Source organism: Paenibacillus sp. J22P218, assembly GCF_056269195.1.
Map to the genome: position 1 here is coordinate 390,210 of NZ_JBWDNL010000001.1, position 19,720 is coordinate 409,929.

At 51.7% G+C, this 19,720-nt stretch carries 17 protein-coding genes; 14 read left to right on the forward strand and 3 right to left on the reverse strand.

The features are described 5' to 3' along the window. Positions 1-3 precede the first annotated feature (3 nt). The 6 genes from accD (at position 4) to AC0YN0_RS01825 (ending at position 7,436) form a co-directional block, all read left to right on the forward strand. Positions 4-876, forward strand: coding sequence for an acetyl-CoA carboxylase, carboxyltransferase subunit beta (accD, locus tag AC0YN0_RS01800; RefSeq protein ID WP_337099609.1), 873 nt, complete (start codon positions 4-6; stop codon positions 874-876). Then, positions 866-1,942, forward strand: a complete 1,077-nt coding sequence (locus AC0YN0_RS01805) for an acetyl-CoA carboxylase carboxyltransferase subunit alpha (RefSeq protein ID WP_475819745.1) — start codon at positions 866-868, stop codon at positions 1,940-1,942. Before accD ends, AC0YN0_RS01805 begins: the two co-directional genes overlap by 11 nt. Positions 1,943-2,193: 251 nt before the next feature. Next, positions 2,194-3,948, forward strand: coding sequence for a pyruvate kinase (pyk, locus tag AC0YN0_RS01810; protein WP_442050491.1), 1,755 nt, complete (start codon positions 2,194-2,196; stop codon positions 3,946-3,948). 100 nt (positions 3,949-4,048) lie between these two features. Beyond that, complete coding sequence (locus AC0YN0_RS01815; protein ID WP_475819746.1) at positions 4,049-4,531, forward strand: acyl-CoA thioesterase; 483 nt, start codon at positions 4,049-4,051, stop codon at positions 4,529-4,531. Between the two features lie 31 nt (positions 4,532-4,562). Continuing rightward, the gene (locus tag AC0YN0_RS01820; protein ID WP_475819747.1) at positions 4,563-4,958 is read left to right on the forward strand and encodes an FxsA family protein; all 396 of its coding nucleotides are present in this window, start codon (positions 4,563-4,565) and stop codon (positions 4,956-4,958) included. 411 nt (positions 4,959-5,369) lie between these two features. Then, on the forward strand, positions 5,370-7,436 hold the full coding sequence (locus AC0YN0_RS01825) for an RNA degradosome polyphosphate kinase (protein WP_475819748.1): 2,067 nt from the start codon (positions 5,370-5,372) through the stop codon (positions 7,434-7,436). A 25-nt stretch (positions 7,437-7,461) separates the two neighbouring features. Here the strand turns inward: AC0YN0_RS01825 and AC0YN0_RS01830 are convergent, their stop codons facing one another. Next, positions 7,462-8,994 (reverse strand): Ppx/GppA phosphatase family protein, encoded by a 1,533-nt coding sequence (locus tag AC0YN0_RS01830; protein ID WP_475819749.1) that lies wholly within the window; start codon positions 8,992-8,994, stop codon positions 7,462-7,464. Between AC0YN0_RS01830 and AC0YN0_RS01835 the strand changes: the two genes are divergently transcribed. The 8 genes from AC0YN0_RS01835 to AC0YN0_RS01870 all read left to right on the forward strand — a co-directional run bounded on the left by AC0YN0_RS01835 (position 8,963) and on the right by AC0YN0_RS01870 (position 17,619). Next, the gene (locus tag AC0YN0_RS01835; RefSeq protein ID WP_475819750.1) at positions 8,963-9,259 is read left to right on the forward strand and encodes a hypothetical protein; all 297 of its coding nucleotides are present in this window, start codon (positions 8,963-8,965) and stop codon (positions 9,257-9,259) included. The two genes, AC0YN0_RS01830 and AC0YN0_RS01835, sit on opposite strands and share 32 nt — an antisense overlap. A 36-nt stretch (positions 9,260-9,295) precedes the next feature. Continuing rightward, positions 9,296-10,408 (forward strand): citrate synthase, encoded by a 1,113-nt coding sequence (citZ, locus tag AC0YN0_RS01840; protein ID WP_475819751.1) that lies wholly within the window; start codon positions 9,296-9,298, stop codon positions 10,406-10,408. A gap of 141 nt (positions 10,409-10,549) precedes the next feature. Beyond that, a complete protein-coding gene (gene icd / locus AC0YN0_RS01845; protein WP_475819752.1) occupies positions 10,550-11,845 on the forward strand; it encodes an NADP-dependent isocitrate dehydrogenase in 1,296 nt (431 codons plus the stop codon). A 130-nt stretch (positions 11,846-11,975) separates the two neighbouring features. Then, positions 11,976-12,920: a malate dehydrogenase gene (gene mdh, locus AC0YN0_RS01850; RefSeq protein WP_475819753.1), complete on the forward strand. Its 945-nt coding sequence runs from the start codon at positions 11,976-11,978 to the stop codon at positions 12,918-12,920. 100 nt (positions 12,921-13,020) lie between these two features. After that, the gene (recQ, locus tag AC0YN0_RS01855) at positions 13,021-15,180 is read left to right on the forward strand and encodes a DNA helicase RecQ (RefSeq protein ID WP_475820874.1); all 2,160 of its coding nucleotides are present in this window, start codon (positions 13,021-13,023) and stop codon (positions 15,178-15,180) included. A gap of 225 nt (positions 15,181-15,405) precedes the next feature. After that, positions 15,406-15,831: a hypothetical protein gene (locus AC0YN0_RS01860; protein ID WP_442050500.1), complete on the forward strand. Its 426-nt coding sequence runs from the start codon at positions 15,406-15,408 to the stop codon at positions 15,829-15,831. A gap of 46 nt (positions 15,832-15,877) precedes the next feature. Then, entirely contained in the window at positions 15,878-16,834 is a 957-nt protein-coding gene (locus AC0YN0_RS01865) for a sugar kinase (RefSeq protein ID WP_475819754.1), read from the forward strand. Positions 16,835-16,836: 2 nt separating this feature from the next. Then, positions 16,837-17,619, forward strand: coding sequence for a DeoR/GlpR family DNA-binding transcription regulator (locus tag AC0YN0_RS01870; protein ID WP_475819755.1), 783 nt, complete (start codon positions 16,837-16,839; stop codon positions 17,617-17,619). A gap of 54 nt (positions 17,620-17,673) precedes the next feature. Here AC0YN0_RS01870 and nagA read toward each other — a convergent pair whose 3' ends face one another. Further along, the gene (nagA, locus tag AC0YN0_RS01875) at positions 17,674-18,861 is read right to left on the reverse strand and encodes an N-acetylglucosamine-6-phosphate deacetylase (protein WP_475819756.1); all 1,188 of its coding nucleotides are present in this window, start codon (positions 18,859-18,861) and stop codon (positions 17,674-17,676) included. After that, positions 18,862-19,587, reverse strand: a complete 726-nt coding sequence (nagB, locus tag AC0YN0_RS01880; protein WP_475819757.1) for a glucosamine-6-phosphate deaminase — start codon at positions 19,585-19,587, stop codon at positions 18,862-18,864. It lies immediately after the preceding gene. Between the last annotated feature and the right edge of the window lie 133 nt (positions 19,588-19,720).

The following is a 19,720-nucleotide window of genomic DNA, read 5'->3' on the forward strand; positions in this document are numbered from 1 at the left end:
CACGTGCAAATTAAAGATCTATTTACGAAGAAGAAGTATGCAACCGTTCCATCGGAGCGGCCTTCAAAACGCGATATACCTGAAGGATTAATGAATAAGTGTTCGAAATGCGGCAATATTCAGTATAGCAAGGAACTTGAGAAGAACTTAAAGGTTTGTTCCTCCTGCGGGCATCACAATATGCTCAGCGCGTGGGAACGAGTCGCTATGACGCTTGATGACGGGCAATTGACCGAGTATGACGCCAATATGGAATCGGTTGACCCGCTTGGCTTCCCGGGATATGCAAGCAAGCTGGAGCAGCAGAAGAGCAAGACGAATCTGCGCGACGGCGTCATTACCGGTGAAGGTACAATCGGTGGTTTTCCAGTCGTAATCTGCGTCATGAGCTTTGATTTCTTCACAGGCAGCATGGGCTCAGTCGTCGGGGAAAAAATTACGCGCGCGATCGAAGCGGCTCATGCGAAGCAGTTGCCGCTTCTTATATTCTCGACCTCAAGCGGCGCGCGGATGCAAGAGAGTATTCTTAGCCTCATGCAAATGGCGAAAACAAGCGCGGCTTTGTCCCGGTTCCAAGGTGCAGGCGGCTTGTACATTTCGGTATTCACGGATCCGACAATGGGCGGCGTATCCGCGAGCTTCGCAAGCTTGGGCGATTATATATTGGCCGAGCCCGGCGCGCGCGTTGGCTTTGCCGGACGTGTCGTCATCGAACAAACGATTCGCCAGAAGCTTCCTGACAACTTCCAAACGGCAGAATTCAATCTGCAGCACGGACAGCTCGACAAGGTTGTGCATCGCAAGGATATGAAATCAACGTTAACGAAGCTGCTCGATATGCATTGTGTAAGGGAGGGAGCATCCCATGGCGGGTGAGTTGCCTTTTGAGAAACCGATCTATGATTTACGCCAAAAAGTAACTGAACTGAAGGCGCTTAGCGAGGAAAAGGGAATTGACTTCACCGATGAAATCCTTATTTTGGAGGAAAAGTGCAAACGGATGGAGCAAGAGCTGTACAGTGAACTGACTCCAGCTCAACGTATGCATATGGCGCGTCATCATCAGCGTCCGACCTCGCTGGATTTCATTAACGCAGTGTTCACCGATTTCATGGAGCTGCACGGTGACCGTCTGTTCGCGGACGATCTTGCGATTGTCGGCGGACTTGCGAAGCTGAACGGTATTCCGGTTACGGTTATTGGTCATCAACGGGGCAAGGATACGCGCGATAACATCGCTCGATTCTTCGGCAGTCCGCATCCTGAGGGCTTCCGCAAAGCATTGCGCTTCATGGAGCAGGCTAACAAGTTCAAGCGTCCGATCATTACGTTCATCGATACAAAGGGCGCATATCCGGGCAATACGGCAGAGGAGCGCGGACAATCCGAAGCGATTGCGCGCAATCTCCGCGAGATGGCAAGCTTCGGCGTTCCGATCATTTGTATCGTTATTGGCGAAGGCGGAAGCGGCGGCGCGCTCGCGCTTGGCGTCGGCAACCGGGTGCTCATGCTGGAAAATGCGATATATTCGGCCATTTCTCCGAACGGAGCGGCATCGATCCTTTGGAAGGATGCCTCAAGAGCGGATGAAGCGGCTGCCGCTATGAGAATTACAGCCAATGATTTGCTGGAGCTCGGCATCATCGAAGATATTATTGCCGAACCGCAGGGCGGCGCTCATCGCGACTTGGCCTTCCAGGCAGAGCAAATTAAGGATAAGCTATGGAAGCATCTTGAACAGCTTCTTGCGCTTACTCCAGACGAGCTTGTCCTTGACCGTTACAATAAATTTAGAAAAGTCGGCCAGTTCCGCGTAAGCGAGCAACCAGCCGGCGACGAACCGAGTTTTGGCGGTGGACAAGAGCCTTCTGCGGAAGCGGCGGCGAGTGAATCGGATGATTCCGAGCAGCTCGCGATGCAGGAAGCGCCAACCGTACAATAAGAGGCTGTAAAGACATGATTTTTCACTGTACAAGCAGTAGTGAATCATGTCATTATAAATGAGGAAATAACAATGTATAAGCCAAGCTTATACGTTGTTCATTTTTGCCCATTTCTAAGCATTTATGAGGATTGCTCTTAAGATACTTAGAAACCATTAAGAAACAAACGGCTTGCTTCGCCAAATAAGTTGCTGGAGCGGCCGCGTTTGCATGATATCGAATACTAGGCGTTAATCGGAGGAAAATGAACATGCGTAAAACTAAAATCGTTTGTACTATCGGACCGTCCAGCGAATCGTTGGAAAACACAAAGAAATTGATTAAAGCCGGCATGAATGTCGCTCGTCTTAACTTCTCGCACGGCGACTTCGAAGAGCATGGCAACCGTATTAAAAACATTCGTCTTGCCAACGCTGAGCTTGGAACATCCGTAGCCGTTCTGCTCGACACGAAAGGTCCGGAAATTCGTCTGGGCAAGCTGAAGGAAGAGCCGATCGAGCTCATTCAAGGCGACGCAATTACGCTGACGACAGAAGAAATCCTCGGCGACCGTACTCGTATTCCGATTACGTACAGCAATCTGCCGAACGATGTAACGGTTGGTTCCACGGTTCTGATCGACGACGGTCTGATTGGTCTAACGGTTGAATCGGTTGAAGGCACTGAAATTCATTGCCGTATCGTGAACAATGGCCCAATCAAGAGCAAGAAGGGCGTTAACGTTCCAGGCGTGAAAATTTCGTTGCCAGGTATTACGGAGAAGGATGCGAACGATATTATTTTCGGTATCGAACAAGGCATCGACTTCGTAGCGGCTTCCTTCGTGCGCAAAGCAAGCGACGTTCTTGAAATTCGCGAGCTGCTTGAGCGTCATAACGCGGGCCACATCCAAATCATCTCGAAAATCGAGAACCAAGAGGGCGTAGACAACCTCGACGAAATTCTTGAAGTATCCGACGGTCTTATGGTTGCTCGCGGCGACCTCGGCGTTGAGATTCCAGCCGAAGAAGTACCGCTCGTTCAAAAAAATATGATCAAAAAATGTAATCGCGTAGGCAAGCCTGTTATCACGGCTACGCAAATGCTTGATTCGATGCAACGCAATCCGCGTCCAACTCGCGCCGAAGCGAGCGACGTAGCGAACGCGATCTTCGACGGCACGGACGCGATCATGTTGTCCGGCGAGACGGCTGCCGGCAAATACCCGGTTGAATCGGTTCAAACGATGGCTCGTATTGCAGAGCGCGCTGAAGCGGCTCTTGAATACCGTGAGATCTTCACGAAACAAGCGAACGCTCAACAAACTACCGTTACGGAAGCTGTTAGCCAAGCTGTAGCGAACTCCGCTCTTGACCTTAGCGCGAAAGCGATCATCACTTCGACACAAAGCGGCTTTACGGCTCGCATGGTATCGAAATACCGTCCAAAATCGCCAATCGTTGCGGTAACGACGGACGAGCGCGTTATGCGTCGTCTTGCGCTTATCTGGGGTGTATTGCCGGTTAAAGGCGAAGACGCGGATACGACGGACGCAATGTTCGAAAATGCCGTAAAAGGCGGCATGAGCACAGGCCTTCTTAGCCTAGGCGACACCGTTATTATTACAGCAGGCGTTCCAGTTGGCCGCGCAGGCACGACGAACCTGATCAAGATTCACCACATTGGTGAGCTGCTTGCTCAAGGACAAGGCATCGGAAGCCAAACGGCTACCGGCAAAATCGTAATCGCGCGCACTGCTCAAGAAGCGATTGAGAAGACGACAAAAGGCTCCATTCTTGTTGCTGTAGCGACAGACAAAGAATATATGCCTGCAATCGAGCTTGCAGCCGCTGTTATTACGGAACAAGGCGGCATTACGAGCCATACGGCAGTTGTTGGTCTTAATGTAGGGATCCCGGTTATTCTAGGCGTTGCTGAAGCGACGGAGTTGCTCAAAGACGGCATGGAAGTAACGGTATACGCTGAGACTGGCGTTATCTACTCCGGTCAATCGAAAGTTCTTTAATGATAAAAGCTGCTTCTCGCGAAGCAGCATATAACGATACGGAAGCGACGGTGAATCTACCGTCGCTTTTTCTCAATTTAGACGGAATGGAGCAGTAGCTATGAGTGCAGCAACTGGATGGTATACGCATCCGCTGAGGGTTCGTTACCAAGAAACGGATCAGATGGGAGTTGTTTTTCACGGCAATTATGTAACCTGGTTCGAAATTGGACGTACGGAATGGATAAGGAATGCCGGTTACGATTATAAGTCGATCGAGTCGCGAGGCTTGCTGCTGCCCGTAATCGATCTGCAATGCCATTATGTGCTGCCGGCCCGTTATGACGACATGGTAGTTGTGTGTACGAGAATTGCGGAATGTACGCCGCTGCGTGTTTCCTTCGAATCGCAGGTTCGAAGAGTAGACAAGGAGCATTTCGCTTCAGGCTTGCTGCCTGAAGGCGATGATATGCCTGGCGAGCTGCTCGTCCATGGCGGTACGAAGCATGTATGGGTCAATCCGGAATGGCAGCCTGCGCGGCTTAATAAAGTGATGCCTGAGCTATACGAGCTTATCCGTGCGGGCACTAGCTCCGGCGTATAGGCGCAAAATGCGAACGAATAGGGAGGAATGAATGATGAATAAATGGCTGCTGGCGGCATTCATTGTCATACCGATCATCGAGTTATGGGGAATTTTGCAGGTAGGCGATCTTATTGGCGGTTGGACGACGTTTTTTGTGCTCATTCTGATGGGGCTCGTCGGTTCGTATATGGCCCGGGCAGAAGGGCGCAAAGTATGGGCGGAAGCGCAGCGGCAGATGCAAGAAGGACAAATCCCGGGACAGACGATGCTGGACGGACTATGCGTTTTAATCGGCGGCTTGCTGCTGCTCATGCCTGGTTTTTTCTCCGACATCGTGGGGATCACGCTGCTCTTCCCGCTAACTCGTCCCTTCTACAGAGCGTATATGCTCGGTTGGATTGAGAAAAGAATGCGGAACGGCAACTTCAAGATTGGCCGTTTCTGACTTTCGTATGATTTACGTTAGCTTTACAATTGATTAACATGGAAATAATAGTCGTCGATTACAATAGAAGAAGTGCTAGGAGCACGCTAATGAATTACGGCTATGTTGGATTTTTGCAGGATAGAGTGCCGTTATTCGGCTGGGCTAGCTGCTATATTGGATTTTTGCATCAACTTCGGTCTTGAATGGTCTTAATGGGGCGTTTCGGAGGTAAGTTAGTGCAAATATCCAACATAGGTGCTGGAAGGCCTCTAATAGGGCAAAAGTTACTGCAATTATCCAATATAGACGAGCTGTAGAGACGCTAGAGCACCATGATAAGTTTACGCTTACGAAGTCACGCTATTCTACGAATAGCAAGCTTACGCTTACGATGTGAGTTTGCTACGCAAACTCTTTAGGAGGATCACCTTGACCAAACATTTATCGCAATATGTCAACCGGGATTTAAGCTGGATTGAGTTCAATCGGCGCGTGCTGCAGGAAGCGCAGGATGCAAGAAACCCGCTGCTGGAGCGAGCGAAGTTTCTAGCCATCGTAACGAGTAATTTGGATGAATTCATGAGCGTTCGCGTAGCCGGTATTCAGGATCAGATGCGGGCAGGACTGACGAAGACCGACTTCACCGGCTACACGCCAGGCGGCTTGTGGAAGCGTCTTATTAAACGGGCGACGCAAATGGTCCATGAGCAATATCGTACATATCGCGAAGTGTTTCGCGGACTAAGCAAGGAAGGTATTTTTATTCGCTCGTTCGACGAATTGAACGCGACCCAAGCGAAAGTAATCACGGAATATTTTCATGAAATCGTATTTCCGGTGTTGACGCCGATGGCGGTTGACCAGAGCCGGCCGTTCCCGCTCGTTCATACGAAGGAGCTGTATTTGGCTGTGCTGCTGCAAAGAGAGGGCGGATCGGCCGATGAGGAGCCGTTATTTGCCATCGTGCAGGTTCCGTCTATCTTATCGCGCCTTGTGCCTGTTCCAGGCAGAACGAACAGCAAGAAGTCGGAGTTCGTCTTGCTGGAGGATCTGATTGAGCAATTCATCAATACGTTATTCAACGGCTACGAGCCATTCTCGGTCCATCCGTTCCGTCTTACCCGAAACGCCGACTTAACGCTGGATGAAGAAGGCGCAGAGGACTTGCTCGAAGAGATCGAGAAGGAACTTCGACGTCGCCGCTGGGGGATTCCGGTCCGTCTAGAGATCGGCAAAGGGATGCATCCTTATGCGCTTGAGACGCTGCGAGAGGAACTTGAAATCGAAGATAACTTGTTCGAAATCGATGGACCGCTCGATCTCAGCTTCCTTATGAAATTCGCGAACTCGCTGCCGGGATACGACAATCTTAGATATGAGAAGATGGAGCCGGTCTATCCGCGCGAATTCGATGATACCGACGATATGTTCGAGGTCATCCGGCAGCGGGATGTTCTGATGTACCACCCGTATGAGTCATTCGAAGCAGTTAACGACTTCGTCATGCAGGCAGCTTATGATCCAGATGTAATGGCGATCAAGATGACGTTGTACCGCGTCAGCGGCCAGTCTGCGCTCGTGCAAGCGTTAGCGAAGGCAGCAGAGTCAGGCAAGCAAGTCACAGTCGTTGTCGAGCTTAAGGCGCGATTCGACGAGGAGCGGAATATTGCTTGGGCGCGTCAGCTAGAGAAGGCCGGCTGCCATGTCGTCTACGGCCTCGTCGGATTAAAGACGCATGCGAAAATATTGCTCGTCGTCAGACGCGAGCAGAAGACACTGCGCCGCTATGTCCATGTCGGAACGGGCAACTATAATGACAGCACGGCAATGTTGTACACCGATATTGGTCTATTCACTTCGCATCCGGTTATTGGCGGTGACGCTTCTGCATTGTTCAACGAGGTGACAGGGTATTCGTCCCCTTACGATTGGAAAGCGTTCGGCGTTGCTCCGTCTGACCTGAAGGAGAAGTTGTATCGCCTTATCGACCGAGAGCGCGACAATGCGCTGGCAGGCAAGCCGGCCCGTATTATCGCGAAGATGAATTCACTGTCGAATCAAGAAATGATCGACAAGCTGTATGAGGCGTCCCAGGCCGGGGTGAAGATCGAGTTGATCGTGCGCGGCGTATGCTGCTTGCGGCCTGGCGTTGCGGGGCGAAGCGAGAATATTCGCGTAATCAGCATCGTTGACCGCTTCCTTGAGCACGCGCGGATTATGTATTTCAACAACGGCGGCGAAGAAGAAATCTATTTGTCCAGTGCCGATTGGATGACGCGCAACCTGACGCGGAGAATCGAGCTGATGTGTCCGGTATTCGATGAATCGTTGCGGCAAATATTAATCAATATGCTCAAGCTGAATTTGGATGACAATGTGAAAGCTAGAGAGCTCAAGCCGACTGGTTTATACGAGTCGATCGAGGAAGAGGGAAGAGAGCCGTTCCGAAGCCAGTTCGAAGCGAGGTATATAAATTCGTGGAAAGGCCGCGCATAGCGCGGCCTCCGTTTTGACGGCGTTGTCAGTCATTAACGCCTGTTAAGGAAAGCCCAGGCGATAAGCCCCAAAGCTTCTTGAATTCAGAAGAGAGCTCTTCGATCTCGCGCTGTTCCACTGCCAGTACGCCTCGAGGCTGAATCGGCCGAAGCTGAAGCGATGAACCCGACGCATGAATGAACAGCTGTCCGATCGCTTGTGTCTCGCTGCGGTCAAGCGCAATGGAAAGCTGCAGCAGCGTTCCGAGTTTATAGATAAGCTCAAGGTCGGTATCCTGCAGTAGCTCGCGATATTCGGACATTTGCTGCCTTGCGCGGCTCTTGCTCTTGTAGGAGGCAATGGCGGCAGTCATGATAATCTCCCGATGGGACAAGCCGTTCAGATGCGAGTTCACGATTAAATAGAAGGAGTGCCGGGCATATTCGTAATAGTCGATCGAAGCGCCTATTCGGAACAGCTTTGCGGCCGAGTCGAGCAGAACACGGGCATCGTCAGGCAATTGATGCAAATATTGCAGCGAGTCATACAGCTCTACAGCAAGCCGCCCCACCTGCATCACATGCTGCCTTGGCGCTTCGGGATGGAGCGCGCTAAGGTTGTTTAAGCTGAATGCAAGCACGTCGTCTTGCCTGGAATGGTTAGGAAACCGTGTCGCATGGAATAAGCCGTCCCTGAGGCCTGCTCCGCATATCTGATAATGAGTTGCTTTAACAACACGGTACAGAACGCGTAAGATGGCTATTCCAGGCACGACAACGTCCGCTCGGTCCTTGGACAAGCCCGGCAGCTTGCGGCGCTTGTCAAGCGGCAGCTTGCGCATCTGATCGAAGAGCAGATCGGTCTCCTCGCTGTTGATCGTGTAATTATGGGTTTGCGGAAACGGATATTTGTAGGCCGCTTGATGCATTTTGCCGAGCGCACGCACGGTACCGCCGACTCCGACGAGCGGCATGCCAGGCGACTTGCCTATCCATGGTTCCTGCTTAACCGCATCGCTTACGAAAGCTTCAAGCGACTTCAAGGCATCGTCTGTGAGCATGCCCTTCGGTCCGAACTGCTTGTTCAAGCTGACGCAGCCGAACGGGAACGAAACTGATTTCACTAGCGTGCGGTTGCGGAATAAACTTAGCTCGGTGCTCCCGCCGCCAATGTCGATGAGGAAGCCGTCTCGAATGCTCAGAGAGTTAATCATTCCTAGGAAGCCGTAAGACGCTTCTTCTTCACCGGAAAGCAGCTCGATGTCGAGTCCCGTCTCGTTCTTGATCCGTGCCAATATTTCGGCGCAGTTGCTAGCGTTGCGTACGGCAGCCGTAGCGACGGCGCGGATTTGGCCGGTATGATGATGCGCGCAGATCATCGTAAAATGACGCAGCGTGACGATAAGCTCGTCAAGCGCTGCGTCGTTCAATCTGCCGTTCTCGTCGATTCGTTCGCTAAGCCTAGCAGCCCGCTTGCTTCCGTCCGAGACGCGATGCGCGCCGTTCGCGGTTCTTTCATAGACGACGAGCCGGACGGAGTTCGAGCCGATGTCGATAATTCCGATGCGTTGTCCTGTCATGATGCGCCTCCGTTCCGGCAATTTTCGCCTGCCGATTCTCTTTTGGACATTTTACCATTATATCCGACCGAATAAAAATAGTTTTCTGCGACGGCTAAAATGGGAGCAAATGGGGAAAAATGCAGCAGGAGCTAATGAGAATAAGGACTGCGATAAAATATTTGATAATGCCGATAAAGCATTTTTATGTCCAATTTTGTTCACTTCACCCGCAAAATCATTTATGATTAAAAGCGACGGTAAAGAAACGAACGTTTTTTTATGAACCAATAGCAAATATTTGGTTAAAGGAGAGAGAACGATGACAGCAACTAAAGGTCTAGAAGGAATTGTCGCCGCGGCGTCGTCCATTAGCTCGATTATTGATGGAGTATTGACGTACCGCGGTATCGATATCGATGATCTTGCAGCAAACGCAACTTTTGAAGAGGTCGCATATCTGCTTTGGTATGGTAAGCTTCCTAATCGTTCCGAGCTTGCAGGACTGCAGAAGCAATTGGACGAGTATGCAGCCGTGCCTGCAGCCGTTCTTGATCAAATTAAGCTGTATCCGAAGGATACGAATTCGATGGCCGCTCTCCGCACAGCTGTATCCAGCCTTGCTCTGTATGACAGCGCTGCTAACGAAATGACACCGGAAGCTAATCAGTTGAAAGCGATTAAGCTTCAAGCTCAGCTTCCTACACTTATTGCTGCTTTTGCCCGCATCCGCGAAGGCAAAGAGCCGGTTGCTCCAAAGAAAGGCGTTTCTATCGCCTATAACTTCTTGTACATGCTGACAGGCAACGAGCCTGCTGAAGTAGCAATTAAAGCTTTGGATCAAGCGCTCGTGCTTCACGCCGATCATGAGCTTAACGCTTCCACATTCGCTGCGCGCGTTACGGTTGCAACGCTTTCCGACATTTACTCCGGCGTTACTTCGGCGATCGGCGCTTTGAAAGGCCCATTGCACGGCGGTGCAAACGAAGCGGTTATGGTTATGCTTGAGGAGATTGGTTCTTTCGGCAATGTAGAGAGCTACATCAACAACGCGCTTGCGAACAAGCAAAAAATTATGGGCTTCGGACACCGTGTATACAAAAACGGCGACCCGCGCGCGAAACATTTGCAAAAAATGTCCCGCGAGCTTGGCAAGCTGACTGGCAACATGGAATTGTACGAAATGTCCGTTAAGATCGAAGAATTGGTTACGGGTCAAAAAGGTCTTAAGCCTAACGTCGACTTCTACTCCGCTTCGGTGTACACGACGCTTCAAATTCCGCGCGATCTGTTCACGCCAATCTTCGCGATCAGCCGTGTATCCGGCTGGTGTGCGCACATCCTTGAGCAATACCAAGACAACCGCCTGATTCGTCCGCGTGCGGACTATGTTGGACCGGTTAATGCAAAATATATTCCAATTGACGAGCGCTAGAATCGTCGGCAGGGTATAATGGAGTGTGCGAGGACGGGCTAATGCGTCAATATGTCCGTTCTCCACGTTCAGAGTATAATCATTTATAGGCTTCACACTAGGCTTGCTAAGCAGGCAACATTTTGAAGGAGGATTTTATTCATGGCTCAGTTTGAAAAATACGCGCTTCCAACAGAAGGCGACCAAATTACGATTGACAACGGCGTGCTTCAAGTGCCTAACAACCCTATTATTCCTTTCATCGAAGGCGACGGCACGGGCCGCGACATTTGGCGCGCTTCGAAACGCGTACTTGATGCAGCTGTAGAGAAAGCATACAGCGGCAGCAAACAAATCGCTTGGTACGAAGTATTTGCCGGCGAAAAAGCATTCAACACATACGGCGAGTGGCTTCCTGCCGACACGCTGACTGCAATTCGCGAATACATCGTGGCGATCAAAGGACCTTTGACTACGCCAATCGGCGGCGGTATCCGTTCCCTGAACGTTGCGCTTCGCCAAGAGCTTGACCTATACACATGCCTTCGTCCAGTTCGTTACTTCGCTGGCGTACCTTCCCCGGTTAAACGTCCTGAGCTGGTTGACATGGTTATCTTCCGTGAAAACACAGAGGACATCTACGCGGGTATCGAGTACCAAGAAGGTTCCGCTGAAGTGAAGAAAGTAATCGAGTTCTTGCAAAAAGAAATGGGCGTTAACAAAATCCGTTTCCCTGAAACTTCCGGTATCGGCATCAAGCCAGTATCCAAAGAAGGTTCCCAACGTCTTGCCCGCGCTGCGATTGAATATGCAATCAAACATGGCAAGAAAACAGTTACTCTTGTACACAAAGGCAATATCATGAAATATACAGAAGGCGCGTTCAAAAACTGGGGCTACGAAGTGGCTGAGCAAGAATTCGCTGAGCAAACCTTCACTTGGGGTCAATACGACCGCATCAAAGAAGCTGAAGGCACAGACGCTGCTAACAAAGCACAAGCAGAAGCAGAAGCTGCTGGCAAAATCGTCGTAAAAGACGCAATCGCCGACATCGCTCTTCAACAAGTATTGACTCGTCCGACTGACTTTGACGTTATCGCTACGCTTAACCTGAACGGCGATTACTTGTCCGACGCTCTGGCTGCACAAGTTGGCGGTATCGGTATCGCTCCGGGCGCGAACATCAACTACTTGACTGGTCACGCGATCTTCGAAGCTACGCACGGTACAGCTCCGAAATACGCGGACAAAGACGTTGTAAACCCTGGTTCGGTTATCTTGTCCGGCGTAATGATGCTTGAGCACCTTGGCTGGCAAGAAGCGGCTGACCTTATCTATAAAGGTATGGAAACGTCGATTAATAACAAAACTGTAACGTATGACTTCGCTCGTCTGATGGAAGGCGCTACAGAAGTAAAATGCTCGGCATTCGCTGACGAAATCATCAAAAACATGTAGTCCGATCCGCTGGCTTGAGCCTGCGGGGTCCTAAAGTGTTTTGGAATACACAAAATAAATGCATAGCTTGATTGAAAGGGGACTTTGGGGTCCCCTTTCGGTTTGCATACCAATCGGGAGGATTGATCTAATGGCTATCAAACGGAATAAGATTACGGTTGTAGGCGCGGGCTTCACAGGTGCTACTACAGCGCTTATGCTTGCTCAGAAAGAGCTTGGCGACATTGTTCTCGTTGACATCGCGCCGCTTGAGAATCCGACGAAAGGCAAAGCGCTCGATATGCTCGAGGCGACTCCTGTACTCGGCGTTGACGCTAAAATCATCGGTACTTCCAACTATGAGGATACGAAGGATTCCGACGTCGTTATTATTACGGCTGGTATCGCCCGCAAGCCAGGCATGAGCCGCGACGATCTCGTTAATACGAACGCCGGCATCGTGAAGTCCGTATGCGAGAACGTAAAGGCGACCAGCCCTAACGCATACGTGATCATCCTAAGCAATCCGGTTGACGCTATGACTTACGCTGCATTCCAAACGCTTGGTTTTCCTAAAAACCGCGTAATCGGCCAATCCGGCGTGCTCGATACAGCTCGCTACTGCACGTTCATCGCCCAGGAGCTTAACGTTTCCGTTGAAGACGTACGCGGCTTCGTGCTTGGCGGCCATGGCGACGATATGGTGCCGCTCGTTCGATATTCGAACGTCGGCGGTATTCCAATCGAGAAGCTGATCTCCGCTGAACGCATTGAAGCGATCGTGCAGCGCGCCCGTGTTGGCGGCGGCGAGATCGTTAACCTGCTTGGCAACGGCAGCGCCTATTATGCGCCTGCAGCTTCGCTTGTCCAAATGACAGAGGCGATTCTGAAGGACAAGAAACGTATCCTTCCTGTCATCGCTTTGCTGGAAGGCGAATACGGCTATAACAATCTGTTCATGGGCGTACCGACCATTATCGGAGGAGACGGCATCGAGAAAGTGCTTGAGCTCGAACTGACGTCTGAAGAGAAAGCGGCGCTTGATAAGTCTGCTGAATCCGTGCGCAACGTGATTCAAATCGTTACAGCAGGTTAATAAGGCTTAGGCTAGCCTATAACATTTCGTTCGGGAGGACCCTGACAGACAACTGCCAGGGTCTTTCTTTGCACATGTGGGGGAGGGATTCGGATTGGAAATGATCGAAGAAGCTAAGCAGGCGCTTAAGCGGGTATATGGATATGATACGTTCCGCAAGGGGCAGGAAGATATTATTGCAGGCATATTGAATGGGAGAGATACGCTTGCTATATTGCCGACCGGCGGAGGCAAGTCGATCTGCTACCAAATTCCGTCTATGCTGCTGCCGGGAACGTCGCTTGTCATATCGCCGCTCATCTCGCTAATGAAGGACCAGGTTGACGCGCTTCGCCGCGTAGGGGTTTCTGCGGCTTTCTTGAACAGCTCGCTTAGCGCGTCAGAATATAGGGATGTTATGCGCAGCGCCATGCAAGGCGAATACAAGCTGCTCTATGTAGCGCCTGAGCGGCTCGATGCGCCGATGTTCCAATCGTTATCGGAGCAGCTGGCCATTCCGCTCATCGCGATTGACGAGGCGCATTGCGTATCGCAATGGGGCCATGACTTCCGCCCGAGCTATCGGCAGCTAGCGGGCTGGATCGCCAGGATGGCGAACAGGCCGCTCGTAGCGGCCTTCACCGCTACCGCTACGACGGAAGTGGCGGAGGATATTTCGGCGATGCTGAAGCTGCGCGATCCGAGCGTCTTCGTGACCGGCTTCGCGAGACCGAATCTATCGTTGTCCGTCGTGACGGGCGTCGATAAGAAGAAGTTCCTAGAGAAGTTCCTTTCGGGTCGCAAGGATCAATCGGGTATCATCTATACGGCTACCCGCAAGGAAGCGGAGGACGTATGTGCTTCCTTGATTCGCAGCGGTATCGCGGCCGGCAAATATCACGGAGGACTATCCGATGCGGAGAGGGCAGATACGCAGGAGAAGTTCCGGTTCGACGAGCTGCGCGTCATGGTTGCAACGAACGCTTTCGGCATGGGTATTGACAAGCCTAACGTTAGATATGTGCTGCATTGGCAAATGCCCGGCGATCTGGAGTCGTATTACCAGGAAGCAGGCAGAGCGGGCCGCGATGGCGAGGAGAGCGAATGCATTCTGCTGTTCGAGCCTGCCGATATGCAAGTTCAGCGCTTCCTGATTGAACAGGGAACAGGCGATACGGATCGCAAGTCGATTCAGCTGTCGAAGCTGAACACGATGATGAATTACAGCCGGACGCAGCGCTGCTTGCAGCAGTTCATCGTCGATTACTTCGGCGAGACGGGCGTTGAAGCGTGCGGTAAGTGCAGCAGCTGTCTCGATAAGAGTGAACCGGTCAATCGTACGGAGGAAGCGAAGATGGCTCTCTCCTGCGTTGGCCGGATGAAAGGGCGCTTCGGCGTAATGATGGCTGCCAAAGTGCTTAAGGGCTCGCGTGACAAAAGACTGCTCGAATTCGGATTGGATCGACTTTCTACCTACGGCCTTATGCGGAATATGGCCGAGAAAGAAATTGCCGATTGGCTGTATTGGCTCGTAGCCGAAGGCTATTTGCGGCTTAGCGACGGACAATATCCGACCGTCTCGCTTACAGCAAACGCGCTCCCTGTCCTTGAAGGGCGCGAGATGATCATGCAGCGGATGCGGACGACGGTTCGTCAGACCGCTTCTGCGGACGGCTTCGCGGCATCGCCCCTATTCGATGCGCTCAAGCAATGGCGCAAGGAGCGGGCGTCAGCCGAAGGCGTGCCGCCGTTCATGCTGTTCTTCGACGCTACGCTGAAGGAGATTGCGGTCGCGCACCCGCTTAGCGTGGATGAATTGCTGAACGTCAAAGGAATCGGCGCCGCTAAAGCGGACAAGTACGGTGCGGAGCTGCTAGCCATTCTTCAAAGCTTCGAAGAGGACTCAGAGGGCCGGACGGCAGCCCGAAGTGCGACGATATCAGCTGCACCTGCTGCTAAGCGTTCGCCGCAAGGAGATGACGAGCAGCCAAGCCATATCGCGACACTTGCGCTCTTCCAAGAGGGCTTGGAGCCGGACGCGATTGCGAAGGAACGTGGGCTCAGTAAGGTAACGGTGGAGGGTCATATTATCCGCTGCGCCGATGAAGGGCTGGAAGTAGACTGGAGCCGTATTATTCCTGAAACCTACGAGCAGCAGATCGTGGATGTGATCGGTGAGATTGGAACGGAGAAGCTACGTCCTATTAAAGACGCATTGCCCGAGGAAGTGACCTACTTCGCGATTCATGGCGTCATGAGTAAGTATGGCTTCAAATCATAAGCGGGTCGAAGCGTCCCTATAGTTCGACGAAATGCCGCTATGCATCGAAAGTTCGTTAATGTTTCACAAATGAAGTCAGAAAAGCTGTAATTCTGACGTTTATACAGCGTATTTCTTTGAAAACAATCTCGTATCTGATAAACTACATGTTAGGTATAAGTTTGAAAGAAGCGGACAAAGACTGAAATATTACTCGCTTCGCGAACCATAAGAGGAGGAAAAATAATGTCTAATGTAATGTGGTTTATCCATTTGCTTGGCGCAATCGGAATGGGCTTCTATATCGTGCTTCCGATCATGCTGGGCAGAGCAACAAAACTGGCAGGAGCAGGGCAAGAGGGTCTTGCTGACGGGCTGCTGTCTGCGAACCGAATCGCGCAATATTTTCTCGTGATTCAACTGCTGACAGGCGGTTACATGATGTCCCAAGGCGATTATGCGGTTGTCTGGATGATCATCATCACGCTGTTGTTCCTAGGAATCGCTGCTATCGGCGGTATCGTAACGAAGCCGCTTAAGCTAATTGTTTCCTCGATCCAAGAGGGCAAGAGCGCAACGGCTCATATCCAAAAAGCGCGCGTGCTTAGCTTGATCGTACTCGTTCTGTACATTGTAATTATTTACTTCATGAGATTTCCGATTACTCCATAAGTATACCGCGAACATAAACGTGAATAAGCTGTAGGGGGATTGCAATATGCATGAATCATCACCGCAAATTGTTACGTTTGGCGAATCCATGGCCTTGTTCATGCCAGGAGAACATAAATCAATCGAAAGAGCTTCTTCGCTGGAGCAAAGCTTCGGAGGGGCTGAGAGCAATGTTGCAATTGGACTTGCTAGACTCGGCTCTTCCGTAGGCTGGTTCGGCGCGCTAGGCGATGATCCGTTCGGTAAGCTCATCTTGAAGACGCTCCGCGGAGAGGGTGTAGATATATCGCGTGCGAAGCTCGATGGCAGTGCTCCGACCGGCATGATGTTCCGCGAGCATGTGGCGGGCAAGCTTGCGGTACATTACTTCCGCAAGCATTCTGCAGCGAGCAAAATGACGCCGGACAAGCTTGACGAGCAATACATACGCGGAGCGAAGTTGCTCCATGTGACAGGCATTACTGCCGCTATAAGCGAAGAGAGCAGAAATACGCTTAAGCGCGCGGTAGCCGTTGCGAAGGAAGCAGGCGTAAAAATCAGCTTCGATCCGAATTTGCGGCTAAAGCTATGGTCGATCGATGAAGCGCGCGAGACGCTGCTGCCGATTGCCGAAGACGCGGATTATTTCCTGCCAGGCTGGGATGAGCTGAAGCTACTGTACGATACGAACGATTATGAATTTGTTAAAGGCAAGCTTAAGCAATTGAAAGCGATCAGCCTTATTAAAGGCATGGGCGATACGACTGTTGTATTGAACGGCGATCAAGAAGACAGCCTTCCATTCTATCCGGCCGAGCAAGTCGTCGATACGGTTGGTGCGGGCGATGGGTTCTGTGCCGGTTTCCTTGCAGGCATTATGAAAGGCATGACGCCGGTTGAAGCGGTACGGCTTGCCAGCATTAACGGTTCGCTCGTCGTGCAAATGCGCGGTGACTGGGAAGCGCTGCCAGAGTGGGACATTGTGGAACAGCGATTATCGGCGAAAGCCTGGGTGGAACGTTAATAATGGCGGATACGAGCGGCTCCAAAGGACAGCGCCGGCGCGATGCGATCCTGCAGCTTCTTAAGCAGCAGGGAAGAATCACGATTCAAGAGCTCGTAGAGCGGTTTGGTGTCTCGGAAGCGACTGCTAGGCGCGATCTGGAGCAGATGGAAGGCGACTATCCGGTGATTCGCACGATTGGCGGTGCTATGTATGACGGCATGCACACCGTTCGGGAGCTTCCTTTTGCCGAGAAAGAGGGCTTATCGATTCTAGAGAAGGAACGGATCGCCGAGCTGGCTACCTCGCTTATCGTCGAAGGAGACGTGATCGGCCTCTCCGGCGGTACGACGAACTTCCTTATGGCTAAGCTGCTCAAGTCACGGAAGGGCATAACGGTCGTTACGAATGCGGTCAATATCGCGATGGAACTGGCTGGCAGCCCGATTCAAGTCGTTGTGACCGGAGGGATTATGCGTCATAATAGCTTCGAGCTGTGCGGACCGCTTGGCGAAGGCATGGTCGGACATTTGCATATTGGCAAAATGTTCATCGGCATCGATGGCATCTCAGCAGCTGGCGGCATTACGACGTATTCCGAACAGGAAGCCCAAATTGCCAAAGCACTCATCAAACGATCCCATTCTACTTATGCGGTATTCGACCATACGAAGACGGATCGAACATCCTTGTTCTCCATTGCGCCCATTGCTGATCTTGGCGGCGTCATCACCGATGTCCCGCTCGAGGGCGAATTGGCAAAGCTGCTGGAAGAACAGCGTATAGCGGTATATGTGACCGGTTAATCTAGTAAAAACAGCCCGATAAGATCTAAGGATCTTATCGGGCTGTTTATTATGTTACTCGTTACTTGCGAAGACCGTTCTTCCCTGCACCCACGTCTGGCGCACGTTCAGATCGGCGTCAGTCAGCACGAGATCGGCTTGCTTGCCGGTAGTAATCGAGCCTGTATGATCGTCGATGCGAAGCTGTCTCGCGGCGTTGCCGCTCGCCATGACGCTGATCTGCGGAAGCGTCAGACTCGTATTCGCGAGCATGAAGCGGACCGCGCCGATCATCGTCAGGCTGCTGCCTGCGAGCGCGCCGCCTTCTGCAAGGCGGGCGACGCCGTCCTTTACGACGACAGGCAGCTCGCCGAGCTCGTACTGGCCGTCAGGCATACCGGCTGCCGACATGGCATCGGTGATTAGAATGACTTTATCGTTGGGTTTAGCTGCGACAAGCAAGCGAATGGCAATGGGATGCACGTGATGACCGTCGGCAATAAGCTCGGCATGGATGCGGTCGTCGGTTAATACGGCGCCCAGCGTGCCCGGCTCGCGGTGGTGAAGTCCCCGCATCGCGTTATACGTATGCACCGCTTGGGACAAGCCGGCATTGGCCGCAGCTTCGATCTCCGTATACAGCGCATCCGTATGGCCGCAAGCGGTTACGATGCCGTTCTGCGACGTCCATGCAATCGTCTCTACGGAGCCTTCTTTCTCCGGCGCTAGCGTTAGTTGGCTAATGAGGGCAGGCCAACGCTCCGCCCACTCTTGCAGCCAACTAAGCTGAGGCGTGCGAATATGGGCAGGATTCTGCGCGCCGGGCCATTTCTCGCTAATGAACGGCCCTTCCAGATGAACGCCGTGCAAGGCTGCATATGGCATTTCAGCCGATCGGTATGCGGCTACAGCTTCAAGAACGGCGTCGATGGATGACTTAGGAGCCGTCATCGTCGTGGCCAGCATTGTCGTTGTGCCGTTCGCGGCGTGGAAACCGGTTATTTTGTCATAGCTGTCACGGCTGGCGTCCATGAAGTCGGCGCCGAAGCCGCCGTGAACATGCATGTCGATGAAGCCCGGCAGCACGTAACCGCCTTCGCCGTCAATGACAGCACTGCCATTGCCCGCTTCAGCATTGCTTCCAATTGCAATACTTTCAATAAGGCCGTCAGCGATAACGATGCTGCCTGCCTCAACGCTATCCTTTAAGACGATACGGACATTGCGTATAGTGAAGCGTTTTGTATCATCGTATTCTTTCATTTAGTTCAACATCCTTCCTGCCTCTCGGTCGAGGAGAACAATGACGCGCGGATGTGTCTGGAGCAGGGAGGCGGGTACGCTAGTCGTAATAGGTCCGGTCAACGCATCCTTGACGATCTGCGCTTTGTCGGCACCGCGAACAGCCAAAATAATCGTATTGGCTTTCAGAATCGAGCCTACGCCCATCGTCACCGCATATTCAGGCACATCGTTCATGGAATCGAAGAACCGGGCATTCGCCTCGCGAGTCTCCTGCTTCAGCTTCACGACATGCGTGCCGCCGGAGAGGTTTTGATCGGGCTCGTTGAAGCCGATATGTCCATTATGTCCAAGGCCGAGCAGTTGTACATCGACGGGTTGTTCAGCCAGCATCTCGTCATATTGGATGCACTCGGCTTCAACGTCGTCGGCCATGCCGTTCGGCAGATGCGTCTGCTCAGCAACAATATCGATGCGGGAGAACAGATGACTGTTCATATAGTAGGCGTAGCTTTGATCGTTTTGCGGCTGCAGACCGACATATTCGTCGAGGTTATACGTCGTCACCTGCTTAAAGCTAACGCGCTCATCATTGTGTATTTGTACTATTTTGTCATAAATTCCGATCGGTGTCGATCCTGTGGCCAGGCCCAGCACAGCTTGCGGCTTTTCTTTAACCAGGTTCGTAATATATCGCGCTGCATAAGCGTCCAGCTCCTGCTGCGTATCGAATTGAATGATTTCCATCACGTAGCCTCCTTTAAAATAGGGGTTGAGCGTATTTGCTATTTTAAGTGTAAAACATTTTCGACGGATAAACAACAAAATTATGATTGAAAAAGTCAAAATAATGATTGTTAAGATCATATTGATAATAAAC

Bases quoted from the DNA above. Each gene is read 5' to 3' on its own strand.
- citZ (WP_475819751.1), top strand. From the start codon at position 9,296: ATGACAGCAACTAAAGGTCTAGAAGGAATTGTCGCCGCGGCGTCGTCC.
- AC0YN0_RS01830 (WP_475819749.1), bottom strand. From the start codon at position 8,994: ATGACAGGACAACGCATCGGAATTATCGACATCGGCTCGAACTCCGTC.
- AC0YN0_RS01815 (WP_475819746.1), top strand. From the start codon at position 4,049: ATGAGTGCAGCAACTGGATGGTATACGCATCCGCTGAGGGTTCGTTAC.
- AC0YN0_RS01835 (WP_475819750.1), top strand. From the start codon at position 8,963: ATGTCGATAATTCCGATGCGTTGTCCTGTCATGATGCGCCTCCGTTCC.
- mdh (WP_475819753.1), top strand. From the start codon at position 11,976: ATGGCTATCAAACGGAATAAGATTACGGTTGTAGGCGCGGGCTTCACA.
- nagB (WP_475819757.1), bottom strand. From the start codon at position 19,587: ATGGAAATCATTCAATTCGATACGCAGCAGGAGCTGGACGCTTATGCA.
- AC0YN0_RS01860 (WP_442050500.1), top strand. From the start codon at position 15,406: ATGTCTAATGTAATGTGGTTTATCCATTTGCTTGGCGCAATCGGAATG.
- nagA (WP_475819756.1), bottom strand. From the start codon at position 18,861: ATGAAAGAATACGATGATACAAAACGCTTCACTATACGCAATGTCCGT.
- AC0YN0_RS01865 (WP_475819754.1), top strand. From the start codon at position 15,878: ATGCATGAATCATCACCGCAAATTGTTACGTTTGGCGAATCCATGGCC.
- AC0YN0_RS01820 (WP_475819747.1), top strand. From the start codon at position 4,563: ATGATGAATAAATGGCTGCTGGCGGCATTCATTGTCATACCGATCATC.
- icd (WP_475819752.1), top strand. From the start codon at position 10,550: ATGGCTCAGTTTGAAAAATACGCGCTTCCAACAGAAGGCGACCAAATT.
- pyk (WP_442050491.1), top strand. From the start codon at position 2,194: ATGCGTAAAACTAAAATCGTTTGTACTATCGGACCGTCCAGCGAATCG.
- AC0YN0_RS01870 (WP_475819755.1), top strand. From the start codon at position 16,837: ATGGCGGATACGAGCGGCTCCAAAGGACAGCGCCGGCGCGATGCGATC.
- AC0YN0_RS01805 (WP_475819745.1), top strand. From the start codon at position 866: ATGGCGGGTGAGTTGCCTTTTGAGAAACCGATCTATGATTTACGCCAA.
- recQ (WP_475820874.1), top strand. From the start codon at position 13,021: ATGATCGAAGAAGCTAAGCAGGCGCTTAAGCGGGTATATGGATATGAT.